This window comes from Chryseobacterium sp. DT-167, from assembly GCF_058310155.1.
This window is the reverse complement of sequence record NZ_JBZEEQ010000001.1, coordinates 347320-363881: the sequence shown is the minus strand read 5'-3', so window position 1 is coordinate 363881 and position 16562 is coordinate 347320. Positions and strand designations below refer to the sequence as shown.

Sequence of the window (16562 nt, the reverse complement as noted above, 5' to 3'; positions counted from 1 at the left end):
GAAAAACTTTATTTCAGCATCAAAAGCAATTTAAAATAACTTTTATAATTAAAACACAGACTAAAATGAAAAAGTTGTTATTCACGATCTTATTAGCTTCATCATTTCTCAATGCTCAATATACTGACATCAATATTATAAAAGAAGTCAAAGTAAAAAACAAAGGTGTAGTGGTTTCTGCACATCCTCTCGCCAGTGAAGCGGGTGCGAAAATTCTAAAAATGGGCGGAAATGCTTATGATGCAATTGTGGCAACACAATATTCTTTAGCGGTTGTTTATCCTCAAGCCGGAAACATCGGTGGTGGCGGTTTTTTAGTAGGAGTAAAAAATAACGGAGAAAAATTCACCATAGATTATCGCGAAACAGCTCCAAAAAAGGCTTCAAGAGATATGTATCTTGACAAAAAAGGAAATGCAAATACAGATTTATCTCAAAACGGAAGATTAGCCGTCGGAATTCCGGGAAGTGTGGCAGGCTTTTTTGCTACTTTAAAATACTGCAAACTTCCTATGAATCAAATCATTCAACCCGCAATTGATTTGGCCGAAAAAGGATTTGCCATTACCGAACAGGAAGCTGGTTTATTAAATTCAAGCAAAAAATATTTTCAGAAACACAATACAACTTCAAATGCTTTTATAAAAAATGAAAACTGGAAATCCGGAGATATTCTGGTTCAGAAAGAATTGGCAGAAACTTTAAAATTGATTCAAAAATCAGGCTTAAAAGGATTTTATGAAGGTAAAACGGCTGAACTTCTGGTTACTGAAATGAAAAAAGGAAACGGAATCATCACTCTGGAAGATCTTAAAAATTATAAAGTTGCCGAAAGAAAAGCTCTCGAATTTGATTACAAAGGAAACCACATCGTATCAATGCCATTACCTTCAAGCGGTGGAATTCTTTTGGCTCAAATGCTTAAAATGTCAGGTTTTGAAAATTTAGAAAAATATCAGCAGAATTCTACTCAGGCAGTTCAGATTATGGTGGAAGCAGAAAGAAGAGCGTTTGCAGACAGAGCCGAATATATGGGTGATCCGGATTTTATTCAGGATAAAACTACTTATTTAGTATCCGATGAATATTTAAAAAACCGATGGAAAAGTTTCAGCTTTAATAAAGCCACACCAAGTTCGGAAGTTGGAAAAATCATTCAACAACCCAAAGAATCTACAGAAACTACTCATATTTCAGTAATTGATAAAGAAGGAAATGCTGCGGCAGCAACAACCACTTTAAATGGCTTATACGGAAGTAAAGTTGTCGTTTCGGGAGCAGGTTTCTTATTAAACAATGAAATGGATGATTTCTCTGTAAAACCTGGCATTCCGAATATGTTTGGAGCCGTTGGAGGCGAGGCAAACTCAATTCAGCCAAACAAAAGAATGCTGTCATCGATGACTCCTACAATCGTTTTAAAAAACGGAAAACCTTATATGATTGTCGGAACTCCCGGAGGAACTACGATTCCCACTTCTGTTTATCAGTCGATCGTAAATGTAGTGGATTTTAAACTGAATGCCAACATTTCTGTAAATTCTCCAAAATTTCATCATCAGTGGTTACCCGAAATGGTTGCTTTCGAGAAAAATTTTCCTGAAATCACTATAAAAGATTTGGAAAAATTAGGGTATAAAGGTGAAAGATGGGGGCAATTGGGAAGAACGGAAATGATTCTTATTGATGATAACGGAAATATTCACGCCGTTGCAGATGGTCGTGGTGACGATTCAGTTGCGGTGGAATGATTAAGATTCCTTTTCATTCAGAATGAAACGAAAGTGTAATGAAAAATCTATTTCTGTTGCTGAGATTCTTCCTTCGTCAGAATGATATACGAATTAAAAATTTAGTTTCGGCGGGGCTTTCAGCCCCGCCGAAACTTCTCATGCCATCCATCCTATTTTCCAAGTAATTTTCTTACTTTTCCACCTTTAAATACATACTCTTTGAAAGCAAAAAAAATCTACCAGCAACTTTACTTTCAGGTAATTGTTGCCATCATTGCAGGGATTCTTTTAGGGAAATTTTATCCCGAATTGGGTGAAAAAATGAAACCTTTGGGTGACGGTTTCATTAAACTGGTTAAAATGATCATCGCTCCGGTGATTTTCATCACGCTGACTTTGGGAATAGCTCACATGACCGATCTGAAAAAAGTCGGTAGAATTGCCGTAAAAGCAATGATTTACTTTTTCACATTTTCTACGTTAGCTTTAATCATCGGATTAATTGTGGGAAATCTATTACATCCCGGATCCGGTTTAAATATTGATCCCGCAAGTCTTTTAGGCGATGTTTCACAGTATCAGCAAAAAGCGCACGACACAACATTAACAGGTTTTATAATGAATATTATTCCTGAGACTTTATTCAGTCCATTAGTGGGTGATAATATTCTTCAGGTACTTTTGGTGGCTATTTTGATGGGTGTTGCATTGGTTTTAACTAAGGAAAAAAGCCAAAGAATCACAGATTTTTTACAGGACTTAGCGACGCCTGTTTTCAAAATTGTGCATATGCTGATGAAACTGGCTCCGATTGGTGCTTTTGGGGCAATGGCTTTTACCATAGGAAAGTATGGGCTTGCTTCTGTTCTGAATTTAATTTTCCTCGTGGGAACTTTTTACATCACTTCTGCTCTGTTTGTTGTTTTGGTTTTGGGAGCAGTTGCATGGTACAATGGTTTTAATATATTTAAATTGATGTATTACCTGAAAGAAGAACTTCTTCTGGTTTTGGGAACAAGCTCATCAGAATCTGCACTTCCTGGAATTATGGATAAGCTTGAAAAAGCGGGCTGTTCTAAAGCCATTGTAGGATTGGTGGTTCCTACAGGTTATTCTTTTAATCTTGACGGAACGAATATCTATATGACATTGGCATCATTATTTATTGCTCAGGCTTTAAATATTGATCTATCACTTGAGAAACAACTGATGCTCCTTCTTGTAGCAATGTTAAGTTCAAAAGGTGCAGCAGGAGTTACAGGAGCAGGATTTGTAACTTTGGCTGCAACTCTCGCAGTAGTTCCTGAAATTCCGATTGCCGGAATGACTCTGATTTTAGGAATTGATAAATTCATGAGTGAGTGTCGGGCTTTAACGAATGTTATCGGAAATTCTGTGGCAACTGTGGTGGTTGCAAACTGGGAAAAACAGTTGGATAAAAATCAATTGCAATACTGTCTGGATCATCCGAATGAGGTGGAGAAAAAACTGGAAGTTTAATTTTTCATTTTTGATATAATTTGTACTCGAATTGTCATTCCGGAGGAATCTCAACATCGCATAAAAACATAGTTTAGATTCCTACGGAATGACAAACTTAGCGTATTACTTTGACAAGATTTTCTAATGAAGACAAAAATCCTAGCCCCGATTGAAGTGGAAATCCTTTTTTGAAAAAAAAGATTGCAACGGAAAGCGGGAAATAGCTCCTGAAAAATGAGTAATTGGTAATGGGTAATAGATTCTTAATTCATCAGAATGACAGATCAAATGTAATGATCTATATCAAAATATTCAAACTTGCGGGCTGTACTTTAATGTGAATCGGTGATTTTATTTTGTTGAATTCACCATCGAGATGCCAGTTTTTGGTATTTACTTTAAATTCGACTTCTGAAACCGGTAAATAGGTAATGTAATCGTCTTCTCTAAGTTTTTTGGTAAACATTCTGAACGCAAAAAGTGGTGAATACGTTAGTGGGAATTTTTTAACTAAAACCATATCAACCAAACCGTCACTTTTACTCGCCATCGGAGCGATATAAGCGTTGTTTCCGAATTGACGAGTGTTTGCGATGTTAACCATCAGATATTTTCCATTGTGTTGTTGGTATTTTTCGTCTAAAAACTTAAGCTTAATCGGTTTGTAATTAAAAAAAGTCTTGAGCGAAACTTTGATGTAATTTTTGAACCCACGAGTGGTTTTTTCAAATTCTTTTACCACTTTTCCGTCAAATCCGGTTCCTGAAACATTGATAGATAATCTGCCATTTACCGTAAATGTATCTATTTTTCTGGATTTTCTCTGATTTAATTTTTCTAAAAGCTCGTCTAAATTTTTGCTGAACTGTGTCTCGTTTGAAAAACCATTTCCCGAACCTGCCGGAAAAATTGCGAGAATTTTCTCTGTATTGATCAGGTTTTTTGCCACTGTAGAAATCGTACCGTCTCCGCCAATTGCCACAAAAATATCTGTATCTGAAAAATGATTCTGAATAAACTCATCGGTTCCCGGAATAGACTCAGAGATATAATATAACGGATTTTCGATTTTCTCCTTCAATTCGTTGAGGAATGGCTGATAATTCTTTTTTGCCGAAAAAGGATTGATGATAAAAGCTACTTTTTCCATTGCCACAAAAGTAAAAAATGCTTCCTGATTTGGAAGCATTAATATTAGTTAATTTTCATTCTTTCTTTAAATTCCGGAGTCAGTGTTCCTTTCAGGTCGTCCCAAGATACGGGAATCACGATATCTCCAGCCGCAAAAGCTGCAATTTCATAAGGACTGTAATGGAAATACAGGTTTTTATCATCAAAATAAAAATTATCATTGGCAGGGATTGCATCGAGCAAAAGCATATCTGAATTTTTTACAGCACCCTGAGAATCGGTAGTTCCGCTTGGAATGTTGTTGATGTTTTTCGTTAAAAGTGCTTCTAATCTCGCTTTTGGCATTGTTGTAATATCTTTCAGAGTAACTCTTTTATTATTTTTTAAATCAAAAACTCTTTCTGCAAAACCGTAATTCCCGTGTGCACCGCCTTCATAAGAAGAATACATATACTCAATCTGTAAAAAATTGTTTGAATGTGATTTCAGTTTCATGAAAGAGCCTGTCTCCCATGTTTGAGAATGCTGAATATCTGCAATCCAATCTTTATTTTTTTCTTTAACGGAAGCAAAGTATTCATTTTTATCTTTGTCTAAAAATGTCTGTAACCCTTTTTTTGAAAAATCTGAAATTCCTTTTTTGTCATAATAAATACTGTCTAAAAGTACTTTATCCTTAAGAGCCGGAAACACCAACATTTTAGCTTCATACTTTAATGAAAGTAAATTATTAATCTTTGCAGAATCACTTAATTTAATAGAATCGACTACAAATTTTTCCGGAGCTTTGACTTCTGCCGTGTTATTTTGTACATTTTGAGAATCTGTTTTTTTACAGGATGTAACCGCAAATACTGCAGACAATGTGAGAATAGCAAAGGTATTTTTCATAAATTAATATTTTGTTTAACAATGCAAAAACCATTCAAAAGATGAATGGTTTTAAATATTTCGTGTAATTTTTATCAATCTATTTTTTGATAATACTCATTACCTGATTTTCACTGTCAGAAATCACTTTCCAGATTTGTTTGAATGCCGGATAATATTCTTTCGGATAATCTGCACTTGCAATCTCAAATTTAGAAACAGTGATAATTTTATTTTCTTTCTTTTCTACAATGTAAGAATAGCTTATTTCTTTATCTTCTGTCACAATCTTTTTACTTTTCGGTAAATCTGCAACCTCATATCCTTCAGGAATTTCTATTTCTACAATTTTTGTTTTACTAATTGGTGAAATAAAATCGATCATATATTTTCTCTCTTCCTGCTGATCAAAATCGTTGGTTGTCTGGTGTAAAAATAATAGAGGATTGATAATTTTTCTTTTTCCAAGATTATCCATCAAATTGCCCGATTCAAAATTCATGGTAGATCTGAATTCTCCTGTATCCAAAACTCTTGAACTGATATTGGAAAAATCTACTGAAAAATTTTCTTTGTACTGTTTTTTGTATTTATCAGGATTTTCGTCAAAATTTTCTTTTGCATTTAATGCAAACAAACCTTCATCATCATCTTGATACTGCCCTGTTACCGTACCGTCAAGATTTATTTTTGCTTTTGTTGTATGTGTAGAATAACTTGTTTTGATGTTATTCAGGGAAATTACTTCAGCTTTATCATCTCTCAGCAGGAGCCCATTACTATTCCAGACTCTGCCGGGAAGAATACCTTCTTTTGATTGCTTTGATGTAGCATCAAAAAGGTAGACATTTTTTCCTATTTCTACCGCCGCAATGACATAATTGAAGTTTCCGATGTTTGGAAATGTAAGATTGACAAATCCGTTTTTTACCGTAGAAATCAAGATTGGGTATGCTTTTAGATTTTCCGTCCGCAACATATTAATCAACATGAGATTCAGATCGCCAGTATTCCCTATTTTCGTTTTTGCTAATTCTTTAACACCATTTTCTGCATAAAATCCTGCTGTTTCGTTCCATGTGTAAGAGTTTTTAACAAAATCAAAAATTGAATTCGCTTTCTTCAGTTCATCTTTTTCTTCTGAAATGTTCTTTGGGATCAGATCTTTGACCAATCGGTCTCTTTTATATTGCAATCCGAATTCTTCATCTTCCCAAAGATTTTTCCTTATATCCTCCCAAGTGGATGTATACGTTTTCAGACCATTATTGAAAAACGTTGAATGCAACTCTGCACGAATTTTGGTTCTGTAATTATCGCTATTTTTTACAAATTTTTCTTCTTTAAAAGCTTTTACATTTTCGTATGCAAATCTGTACGTTTTAGAATCTGCTCCGTACAAAAACTCCTCACCTACTTTTTGATGCTTCGGTTTCAAACTTCCTGTAAAATCAATATGATAAGACATATTGGTAGGTGCGTCTAGCACATATTCAGAGTACATCGAGGGAGTATCCAATTCCATATAAATCAAAGGGATTTCATACAAAAAAGGTGAAATAACTTCATACTGATACTCAATCACAGAGCCGTTTTTTATATTGGGAAATGCAAATTTATTTACAGTCATATATTTATTTTCTTTTGACTTAAATTTTGAGCTTTTATCAACTTTGGTTTCCTCTATTTTATCATTTTCAAGATTGTAAACATAAGCTTTTACAGAATTGAGAGTTTCTCTGCTTCCGGCCTTATTTTCACGTAAAGAAATTTCCAGATTTAACCAAGCTTCGGATTTATCTTTGTCATAAATTTTTACTCTGTAAGCATATTTTTTTATCAGTTGTCCGTTATAAGGATCTACACGATAATGTATGGAACGGTAAAGAATTTCTGCCGGAGCTTTTTCATCAATATTTGATTTTGCTTTTTTTAAATCTTCAATTGTAAATTTCGGCATTTTCAGGAACTCATGTTTCTGCGCAAAAACGGAAGAACTCATCACGATTAGACAGAAAATTAAAAATTTTTGTTTCATTCTTATGATTTTTTTGATATTAAGATTTTTGAATTATCGGCATTCATTATTTTTTTTCTGAAATTGATATAATCGTTATATTTTTCTTTAGAATAAATTCCTTTTTTCATATTGATGCTTCTTTTCACCACCAGCTGATCCTGTTTTTTCTCAAAAGTCAGCATATAAGTTCCAAAATCTGAGGTCAGAATTCCGTTTTGCGGCATTTCTTCAATAATGTAATTCGCAGGAAGCTGAAAAACAATTTCATAATCGTCTTCGTAAGAAAATCGGTTTTCAAATGGCAACTGACGGTTTTCATCCTGATGATAAAAACCTGTTGAATAAATAGGAACGGCTCTGAAAATAAAGCTGTCGCCCATCATTTTGGAGTAATTTGAGGCTTTAAAATTCAAATCAAAATCTATTGAAGCCAGATCTTTATTGTTGGTGAAATTATTCATTTCAACATTTTCAAAATTCAAACTTGAAAATTTGGATTTTACCGCTTCATTTTTATCTTTTTGTGAAAGTGAAATGTAGTTTAAATTAAAATCATATTGATTTCCTGTGTATGAAAATTTACCTTTTCCGGAAATTGTCTTATCAGGATTGATCTGAATATTCAATATTTGTTTCTCTTTATTTTGCTGTGATGTATAGCTCGGAGTTTCCATAACCTCAATACCGTTCGGCATTACAGCTAAAACATTTCGGTCTGTTGTATGATAACTTAAATGATTGAATGCAATATCCTGCGACGTATTTTCTAACCAAATATTTCCTTTTTCTGTAGGAACCATTAAAATAATGTGATTTCCACCCATTTTCGGAAAGTCTTTATCAAAAGAAATCGGTGACTCGTTGGAATTGATTTTACAATAATAAGATGGTATTCCCGCCTCATCAAGAAGAGTTTTCATATAATTACTGAGCCCCTTACAATCACCGTAACCTTTTTTCTGAACTTCATCCGGCATCATTGGTTGCCAACCGCCAATTCCTAGAGCCACAAAAATATACCGTGTTTTGCTCTGCATGTACTGAAATATTTTTTTCACTTTATCTTCTGTGCTTCCTGAAAGATTGAGTGCGGCAATTTCAGATTTGATCTGGGGGGTCGACACAGAAACCGGAGTCAAAAGATTATTGTAATACCACAGCCCGAAATCTTTCCAGGAAGTAATATTTCCTTTTTTTCCAACCAAATTGAACTGATCTAAAGAGAAACTGACTTTTGGTAAAATTTTCTGTGGGTTGGGAACCAATTCTGCATTATCAATTGCCGGAACATTCTGATAAGTATACAATTTTTCGTTTCCATTGTCCTGAATTTCAACAGCAGAATATTTAAAAGGGGATTCGTAAGTTTTTGTACGGAGATTTATTCCTGATTTATTGATAATTTTAAAGTTGCTTTTCTCTAAAGAAATATTATAATTATAAAAAGGCGTAAAATCAGGGATAAAAATTGTATTCTGATCTTTCTGATCATAGCTAAATTCTAAAGTATAAGGGAATGAAGTCGGGGTATAAGGCAAAACCATCACTCTGTTATCCGAATAAAAAGTTCCCTGAGAATTGGCTGCCATATCTGAGAAATCACTTTTTGAGAAGCTTTTTATTCTGGTTCCTTTTTCATCAAATATCGTCACTTTCACATTTGAGACAACATCACCTTTCTCGTAATAAATCCTGGGAACAGAATAGCTGATTGCATCTTTATTTAAAATCGTGACTACAGAATGATTTCTGTAAACAATTTCATCAATTTTATTGATTTCAACAACTGTGCTTTCATTTCTTATGACTACACTTGCATTTTTCTTCAGATTTTCGCTGATTTCTGAGACCGGATAACTTTGCGAATAATATAATGATGCTAATGAAAAAGCACCTAAGCAAAGAATTTTCATCATGGTTATTTTAATTTCCCCAAAAATATAAAAATTCTTAATAAAATGTTAAATAATTATCATTAATATGAGATTTATTAGTTTTTTCAAACACAAAAAAAAGACTCCATTAAAAATGAAGTCTTCAAATATTATTTCAGAAGATGATTAAACATCAATCTTGGCGTATTTTGCATTCTTTTCGATAAACTCTCTTCTTGGCGGAACCTCATCTCCCATCAACATTGAGAAAACACTGTCAGCTTCTACTGCATTATCAATCGTTACCTGCTTCAGAATTCTGTGTTCAGGATTTAATGTAGTTTCCCAAAGCTGCTCAGGATTCATTTCCCCAAGACCTTTATAACGCTGAACTTCAACACCTTTTCCGTCCGGAGCCATTTCTAAAGTAAATTCTTCACGCTCTTTTTCGTTATAAGCATATGTTTTTTTATTCCCTTTCTTCAATAGATATAAAGGCGGCTGAGCAATATAAATATATCCGTTTTCGATCATTTCTTTCATAAAACGGAAGAAGAATGTAAGAATCAAAGTAGAAATGTGAGAACCGTCAATATCGGCATCGGTCATGATCACAACCTTATGGTATCTTAACTTCGCCATATTCAGTGCTTTGCTGTCTTCTTCTGTACCTACAGAAACACCTAAAGCGGTATAAATATTTTTTATCTCTTCATTGTCATACACTTTATGAAGCATTGATTTCTCAACATTCAAAATTTTACCTCTCAAAGGAAGAATTGCCTGGAAATGTCTGTCTCTACCCTGCTTTGCAGTTCCACCAGCCGAATCTCCCTCGACTAAGAACAATTCAGATTCTGCAGGATCTTTTGATGAACAGTCAGAAAGCTTACCCGGTAAACCGGAACCTCCCATCGGAGATTTTCTCTGAACCATTTCACGGGCTTTTTTCGCAGCCTGTCTCGCTTTTGCAGCTAAAACAACTTTCTGAACAATAATTTTCGCCTCGTTCGGATTTTCTTCTAAGAAGTTGGTCAACATTTCACCAACGATCTTATCAACCGCACCGGAAACTTCAGAGTTTCCTAATTTAGTTTTAGTCTGTCCTTCAAACTGAGGCTCCATTACTTTTACAGAAATTACAGCCGTCAAACCTTCACGGAAATCGTCTCCGGTAATTTCTACTTTTTCTTTAGCAGGAATTCCTAAATCATCTGCATATTTCTTCAAAGTTCTCGTCAAAGCACGTCTGAAACCTGCTAAGTGAGTTCCACCTTCATGAGTATTGATATTATTTACATAAGAATGTAAATTTTCGCTGAACGAAGTGTTGTAACGCATCGCAACTTCTACAGGAATGTCATCTCTTTCACCTTCCATGAAAATAACGTTTTCCATGATTGCTTCACGGTTTCCGTCAATAAATTCAACGAATTCTTTTAAACCTCCTTCAGAATGAAAAACTTCGAAAGCGAAAGATCCGTCCTCGTTAGGTTCTCTTTCGTCAACTAAAGTGATTGTAATTCCTTTATTTAAGAAAGATAATTCTCTTAATCTTGCAGCAAGAGTATCATAGTTATAAACCAATTCCTGGAAAATAGTTCCGTCCGGTTGAAAGAACACTTCAGTTCCTCTTTCATCTGTAGTTCCTATTTCTTCAACTTTTGTTAAAGCTTTTCCTTCAGAATACTTTTGCTGATATAATTTACCGTCACGGCTTACTGTAGCTACCAACAAAGTAGAAAGTGCATTCACACAAGAAACACCTACCCCGTGAAGACCACCGGAAACTTTGTAAGAATCTTTATCAAATTTTCCACCCGCCCCGATCTTGGTCATTACAACCTCCAAAGCTGATTTTTGCTCCTTTTCGTGAAAATCTACAGGAATCCCCCTACCATTATCTTTTACAGAAATGCTCTCCCCTTTATGTATTGTAACTAAAATCGTATCGCAATGACCCGCAAGTGCTTCGTCAATTGAGTTATCCACTACTTCATAAACCAAATGATGAAGACCTCTCACTCCTACATCACCAATGTACATAGATGGTCTTAATCGAACGTGCTCCATGCCCTCTAATGCCTGGATACTACTAGCTGTATATTGTTTTTGACTCATATAAAATTGAAATATTTGCTTAATGCAAAGACCCACAAATATCGTGATTTTTTTCGACTTATGAAAGTAATTTACCTCTTAAAATATCAGAATTTATCCTAAAATTTGAATGATTTGTTCAACAAAAAACAATAAAGTTACAATGCCGATTTGAAATAATTGTAATGTTTTAAATCATATAATGTCAACGTAATTTTATCCGTAACTTTAAGGTGAAAAATTGATATTATGGATGATTTCATTGCAGCACGCGCTCAAATGGCACTCTCTTTAGGCTTTCATATTATATTTGCCTGCGTTGGAATGGTAATGCCTTTTCTGATGGCTTTTGCACACTGGAAATATCTGAAAACAGGAAACGAAATTTATAAAGGTCTCACCAAAGCATGGAGCAAAGGTGTCGCAATTCTTTTTGCAACCGGAGCCGTTTCGGGCACAATGCTTTCGTTTGAGCTGGGATTGCTTTGGCCCGGATTTATGAAACACGCAGGTCCTATTTTCGGAATGCCTTTTTCTCTTGAGGGAACGGCATTTTTTATTGAAGCAATTGCTATCGGTTTTTTCCTTTACGGTTGGGATAAATTTAATAAATGGTTTCACTGGTTTTGCGGATTTTTAGTTGGCTTAAGCGGACTTGCTTCCGGAATTCTTGTTGTTGCAGCCAATGCCTGGATGAATTCCCCTGCAGGTTTTGATTATATAAATGGAGAATATCTAAATATTGACCCAATAAAAGCAATGTTCAATGAGGCGTGGTTTCCACAGGCTTTACATATGACGGTGGCTGCATTTTGTGCGACTGGTTTTGCTGTTGCGGGAGTTCATGCATTTTTAATTATGAGAAAGAAGAATGTAGAATTTCATACCAAAGCTTTCAGAATTGCCGCCGCTTTTGCGCTTGTCGGTGCTTTTGGCGCTCCGTTGAGTGGTGATGTTGCTGCAAAATCTGTTGCAGAGAGACAACCCATAAAATTAGCCGCAATGGAAGCTCATTTTGAAACTGAAAAAGGTGCTGCATTCGTTTTGGGTGGAATTCCTGATGAAGAAAAAGGAGAAATAAAATATGCTCTGAAAATTCCAAAAGTTTTAAGTTTTCTGGTGAGTAACGATTTTAATGCTGAAGTAAAAGGTTTAAATGATTTTCCGAGAGACGAATGGCCTCCTGTAGCCGTTGTACACTATGCTTTTCAGATCATGATTTTTTTCGGAGTTGTGATGATCTTTATCGGAAGTTTGTATCTCTACTCTTTCTTTTTCAAAAAAGAATGGCTGACAAAAAACTGGCTGTTGAAGACGTTTCTTTTTGCAACACCTTTCGGATACATTGCTCTGGAAGCCGGCTGGACAGTCACTGAAGTCGGTCGGCAACCCTGGATTATTTACGGTATTATGAAAACCGCAGATGCTGTTACTCCGATGCCCGGAATTCAATATTCATTTTACTTTTTCACGGCTATTTTCATTTCATTATCATTGATTATCATTTTTCTTTTGAGAAGACAGATACAAATGGTTCCGAGACTTTATGACACCACCGATCCACAGTTTAACTCTAAAAACAAAAAATCATGATCTACGTTGTAATCGGTTTTCTATGGCTTTCTGTATGTCTGTACGTTATTTTGGGTGGTGCAGATTTCGGAGCAGGAATTGTAGAATTAATGACCAAAAAGAAAAATAGAAAGTACACAGAAAAAATAATGTACGAATCGATTGCTCCGGTCTGGGAAGCCAATCATATGTGGCTGATTATTGCAATTGTGATTCTCTTTGTAGGATTTCCGGAAATTTATACAACCATGTCGACTTATCTTCATATTCCGTTGGTTTTAATGCTTTTAGGAATTATTGCGAGAGGAACGGCATTTACTTTCCGGCATTATGATGCAGTGAAAGACGATTGGCAAATCATTTACACTCAGATATTTTATTATGCAAGTCTTTTAACACCTTTTTTCTTAGGCTTAATTGCAGCTGCAACCGTTTCACAATCTATCAATCCTGATGCGAAAACATTTTTAGATTTGTATATTTTCAGTTGGCTCAACTGGTTTGGAATTTCTGTCGGATTCTTTGTCGTAGCACTTTGTGCTTACTTGGCTTCTATATTTTCTTTAAGAGAAACCAGCGACAGACTGGAACTCAATTTAATGATCAGAAAATCACATCAAACCATGATTTTTGTGGTAATAACAGGACTATTGGTTTTTGTGACTGCTTATTTTTCGGATATTCCATTGGTAAAATGGGTGTTTTCAAAACCTTTAGGTGTTATGTCAATTACGTTTGCTACGATGGCTTTAGGTTTAATTTTAAAAGCCATGCACAACAAGAAACTTTTACCCGTAAGAGCTTTGGCGGGATTTCAGATTATCATGATTTTGGTTGCAGCAACTTATCAGCACAATCCTGATATTATTTTATTAGGAAACGGCGAACATCTTTCTTTATTGAAGCACATAGCAGCTCCGAAGACAATCTCAGCTTTGGGTTGGGCTTTGATTTTGGGCTCATTATTTATTTTACCATTTTTATTTTATCTGATGTTTTCATTTACAAAAGCATCGAGCAAAAAATTGTAGATTACTTTTTTAGTAAAACCAATTCTACCCTTCTGTTTTTAATCCGGTCTGCTTCTGTAACTTCAGGATAAACGACCGGATTGAGATGTCCTGATCCGCTGGCTTTAATTCTTGAAGCTTCTACTCCTTGTTTTATTAAAAATTCTTTAATGGCGTTTGCTCTCGTCCACGATAAATTGAAGGTTTTCAAATCTGTATCTTCACCATCAAAATTATCATAGTCACAACAAATATGACCTTGCAGTTCCACTTCTAATGAGGGATTTTCTTTTAATATTTTTAAAAGCCTCAAAAGGTTTGAGTTTCCGCTTGGAAGCCAGACATGTCGACCTCCGATAAAATTTACATCAGGAAGAGAAAAAGTATCTTTCACTTTCATTTGGGCAACTTTTGTACTCAAAAAGCTTGGTAACATTTTCCGTGAAATTTTCTCACCCGGAGCAAAATATTTTTCAACAAAAACATCTACTCTTCTGTTTTTGCTTCGCAACTCTTCCGTACTATTATTGTTGATCTGTTTTTCGATTCCCAAACCTGCAGTACTTCCCAATTTTATATTGTTCCCGATTTTATCTTTTAAATAATTATTCACAGTATTTGCCCGTGCTTCTGATAATTTTTTATTCAGTACGATATTTCCGGACGGATCACAGTTTCCAAAAATTTTGAAAGTAAGATTTGATTTTAACTGTGCTAAACTATCAAGCTTTGCTTTAGATTCCTGGCTCAGCTCGTAATTGTTGTTTTTAAAATATATTGAACTCACCGTTTGTGAATTCATTTTAATCGAAATGAAAAACAGAAATAAGAATATGAAAGTTTTCACTAAGTTTTTTTGTTAACAACGAAAATTATTTATTTATAGTTTATGCAAAATAAAAATCCTGAAAATAATTTCAGGATTTCTTCAATATAAACATTTTATTTTACTCAAATTTCACATAATTCCCTTCAAATAAATCAACATTATACTTCAATTTAAAAAGAACCTTTTTTTCAGAAACACTTGATTGCGGGATTTTTCGTTTAGTATAACCTCTTGGATTTACACTTTCAAAAACAGCCAAAGCCTCTTTTATTTCAAAACATTCTAAAAACTCTTTATAATATTTAAAAGTGTTCTCAAGTTGTTTATATATTTTCTTTTTATGATTTGCTTTATTATCTTTAGTTGCTTTAATTTCTATAAAATGTATTTTATTAGAATTAAAAATAACAAAATCACATTGTCCATTTTTTTCACTTAGCATTATACAATTATCATTTTGAACAAAATAATAATTTTCATTTATGTTGTTTTCTATGTGGACATGATACAATTCATCAGCCTCTACATAAATTCCTTTTTTTGAAACTTCATCATCATAGGCAAATTTGTGTTTATCGGAAATTTCTAAATAACATAAATGTTTATCTGGAAATACAGTTTTAAAAACATCTATCATATAGATAATAATTTGTCAAATTCTTTAGAAAACTCATCACTGACATTATCTATCATATTAGATTTTATCTGACCTAATTTATGATTCATTATCTTGTAAGATTTCCCTTTTCTTAGTTCATAGGCATTAAAGTTTTCAGGATTAATCCAAGATTCTTTTTTAACAATTTTTTGAACTCCTGCAGGCTTATCTTGTCCTTTTGTGAAGGCTAATAACAAATTATTAATAGAAGCTAAAACATAAGGACTATGTGTGGTTATTACCATTTTTTTTCGTTGATAACTTTTAACTTTGAAATCAAAAATATTCTTGACCAAATATTTAATCAGCTGATGTTGAGTTTCTGGATATATATTAAGCTCTGGTTCCTCAATAACATAATTAAAATGATAATTTTCCTTTAGAGTTTTGGCATATTCTATTAACAAAATAATAGGAATAACACTTTGCATCCCGGAAGCAGATTGTAGTAAATCTATTTTTTCATCATTACTATGATAAATATATGAAGTCTTACCTTCTCTCTTGTATTTAAAACTTTTGTCAATTAGATTTAAAGGAACTTCTTTTACAACATTGAGTGCTTTTTCATATTCTTGACCAATATCTAATAAATGAGAAGGAATTTGAACTTTATTATTAATTAATCCTAATGTATTCTCAGCAATAATATGTAAAAAAATTCGCTCCGATGGGATATACTGAGAATCGTGAAGAAAGCTAACATCAAAATATTCATCTATTTCTTTATCGAATGTCTCAAAAAAATCTTCGAAATCTTTAACCTTAATGTTATTTTTATTATCAAGTTGATCAATAAAAATATCATATAAATAGTTGTCAGAAATATTTCTGTTCATCTTGAAAGCGTACACCATACCTAACAAATGAAATAATTCCTTTATCTTTTCATTAATTTCTTTCGTATTTTTAAATTCTTTAATAATTCCTTCAAGAACATCCTGTCTCAAATTTACTTTCTTGTATCCTTTATCCTTAAGTTCGAACAAAAAATCAAAGCCTAGAATTTCCTTTTTAAAATTTCCTTTCTTATATGAGATTTCTGTTTTTTCAGTCAAAAACTCAAACATTCCGTAGTTTTTTAATTCATCAAAAAAATCTGACCTTTTATTATTTAGAAATTTTTCATCTTCAAAAATTGCTATTAGTTTTGCTATTGTACTTTTACCAGTAGCTTGTTTTCCAATTAGACATAAAAAATCTGTTACCATTATTTCGACATCTTTTAATGGTCCAAAATTTTTGACAATTAATCTTGCTTGTTGCATTTTACAAAAATAAAT

The 16562-nt window shown here is 33.7% G+C and carries 12 protein-coding genes; 4 read left to right on the top strand and 8 right to left on the bottom strand.

Annotated features, from left to right (window positions below):
- The first annotated feature begins 65 nt into the window (after positions 1–65).
- Positions 66–1751, top strand: a complete 1686-nt coding sequence (gene ggt / locus AC4FQ5_RS01565; RefSeq protein ID WP_491140746.1) for a gamma-glutamyltransferase — start codon at positions 66–68, stop codon at positions 1749–1751.
- Positions 1752–1952: 201 nt separating this feature from the next.
- Entirely contained in the window at positions 1953–3233 is a 1281-nt protein-coding gene (locus AC4FQ5_RS01560) for a dicarboxylate/amino acid:cation symporter (protein ID WP_491140745.1), read from the top strand.
- A 280-nt stretch (positions 3234–3513) separates the two neighbouring features.
- Here the strand turns inward: AC4FQ5_RS01560 and AC4FQ5_RS01555 are convergent, their stop codons facing one another.
- From AC4FQ5_RS01555 to gyrB, 5 genes are all read right to left on the bottom strand, one after another.
- Entirely contained in the window at positions 3514–4404 is an 891-nt protein-coding gene (locus AC4FQ5_RS01555; RefSeq protein ID WP_491140744.1) for a diacylglycerol/lipid kinase family protein, read from the bottom strand.
- A 5-nt stretch (positions 4405–4409) separates the two neighbouring features.
- Entirely contained in the window at positions 4410–5237 is an 828-nt protein-coding gene (locus AC4FQ5_RS01550; RefSeq protein ID WP_491140743.1) for a DUF3298 and DUF4163 domain-containing protein, read from the bottom strand.
- Between the two features lie 79 nt (positions 5238–5316).
- Entirely contained in the window at positions 5317–7254 is a 1938-nt protein-coding gene (locus AC4FQ5_RS01545) for a DUF3858 domain-containing protein (protein ID WP_491140742.1), read from the bottom strand.
- Between the two features lie 2 nt (positions 7255–7256).
- Positions 7257–9149 carry a DUF3858 domain-containing protein gene (locus AC4FQ5_RS01540; RefSeq protein WP_491140741.1) on the bottom strand — a complete coding sequence of 631 codons (1893 nt, stop codon included), beginning with the start codon at positions 9147–9149 and terminating at the stop codon, positions 7257–7259.
- 147 nt (positions 9150–9296) lie between these two features.
- Positions 9297–11231, bottom strand: a complete 1935-nt coding sequence (gyrB, locus tag AC4FQ5_RS01535; protein WP_491140740.1) for a DNA topoisomerase (ATP-hydrolyzing) subunit B — start codon at positions 11229–11231, stop codon at positions 9297–9299.
- Between the two features lie 228 nt (positions 11232–11459).
- Between gyrB and AC4FQ5_RS01530 the strand changes: the two genes are divergently transcribed.
- Entirely contained in the window at positions 11460–12803 is a 1344-nt protein-coding gene (locus tag AC4FQ5_RS01530; RefSeq protein ID WP_491140739.1) for a cytochrome ubiquinol oxidase subunit I, read from the top strand.
- A complete protein-coding gene (locus tag AC4FQ5_RS01525; RefSeq protein WP_491140738.1) occupies positions 12800–13813 on the top strand; it encodes a cytochrome d ubiquinol oxidase subunit II in 1014 nt (337 codons plus the stop codon). The genes AC4FQ5_RS01530 and AC4FQ5_RS01525 overlap by 4 nt, the downstream gene beginning before the upstream one ends.
- A gap of 1 nt (position 13814) precedes the next feature.
- On the opposite strand, the gene AC4FQ5_RS01520 is transcribed toward AC4FQ5_RS01525, so the two are convergent.
- The 3 genes from AC4FQ5_RS01520 to AC4FQ5_RS01510 form a co-directional block, all read right to left on the bottom strand.
- Positions 13815–14594 carry an OmpA family protein gene (locus AC4FQ5_RS01520; protein ID WP_491140737.1) on the bottom strand — a complete coding sequence of 260 codons (780 nt, stop codon included), beginning with the start codon at positions 14592–14594 and terminating at the stop codon, positions 13815–13817.
- A 145-nt stretch (positions 14595–14739) separates the two neighbouring features.
- Complete coding sequence (locus AC4FQ5_RS01515) at positions 14740–15258, bottom strand: hypothetical protein (protein ID WP_491140736.1); 519 nt, start codon at positions 15256–15258, stop codon at positions 14740–14742.
- Entirely contained in the window at positions 15255–16547 is a 1293-nt protein-coding gene (locus AC4FQ5_RS01510) for an AAA family ATPase (RefSeq protein WP_491140735.1), read from the bottom strand. The genes AC4FQ5_RS01515 and AC4FQ5_RS01510 overlap by 4 nt, the downstream gene beginning before the upstream one ends.
- Positions 16548–16562 lie beyond the last annotated feature (15 nt).

Coding starts and splice junctions, on each gene's coding strand:
- ggt (WP_491140746.1), top strand. CDS start 66: ATGAAAAAGTTGTTATTCACGATCTTATTAGCTTCATCATTTCTCAAT.
- AC4FQ5_RS01555 (WP_491140744.1), bottom strand. CDS start 4,404: ATGCTTCCAAATCAGGAAGCATTTTTTACTTTTGTGGCAATGGAAAAA.
- AC4FQ5_RS01550 (WP_491140743.1), bottom strand. CDS start 5,237: ATGAAAAATACCTTTGCTATTCTCACATTGTCTGCAGTATTTGCGGTT.
- AC4FQ5_RS01545 (WP_491140742.1), bottom strand. CDS start 7,254: ATGAAACAAAAATTTTTAATTTTCTGTCTAATCGTGATGAGTTCTTCC.
- AC4FQ5_RS01540 (WP_491140741.1), bottom strand. CDS start 9,149: ATGAAAATTCTTTGCTTAGGTGCTTTTTCATTAGCATCATTATATTAT.
- gyrB (WP_491140740.1), bottom strand. CDS start 11,231: ATGAGTCAAAAACAATATACAGCTAGTAGTATCCAGGCATTAGAGGGC.
- AC4FQ5_RS01530 (WP_491140739.1), top strand. CDS start 11,460: ATGGATGATTTCATTGCAGCACGCGCTCAAATGGCACTCTCTTTAGGC.
- AC4FQ5_RS01525 (WP_491140738.1), top strand. CDS start 12,800: ATGATCTACGTTGTAATCGGTTTTCTATGGCTTTCTGTATGTCTGTAC.
- AC4FQ5_RS01520 (WP_491140737.1), bottom strand. CDS start 14,594: ATGAATTCACAAACGGTGAGTTCAATATATTTTAAAAACAACAATTAC.
- AC4FQ5_RS01515 (WP_491140736.1), bottom strand. CDS start 15,258: ATGATAGATGTTTTTAAAACTGTATTTCCAGATAAACATTTATGTTAT.
- AC4FQ5_RS01510 (WP_491140735.1), bottom strand. CDS start 16,547: ATGCAACAAGCAAGATTAATTGTCAAAAATTTTGGACCATTAAAAGAT.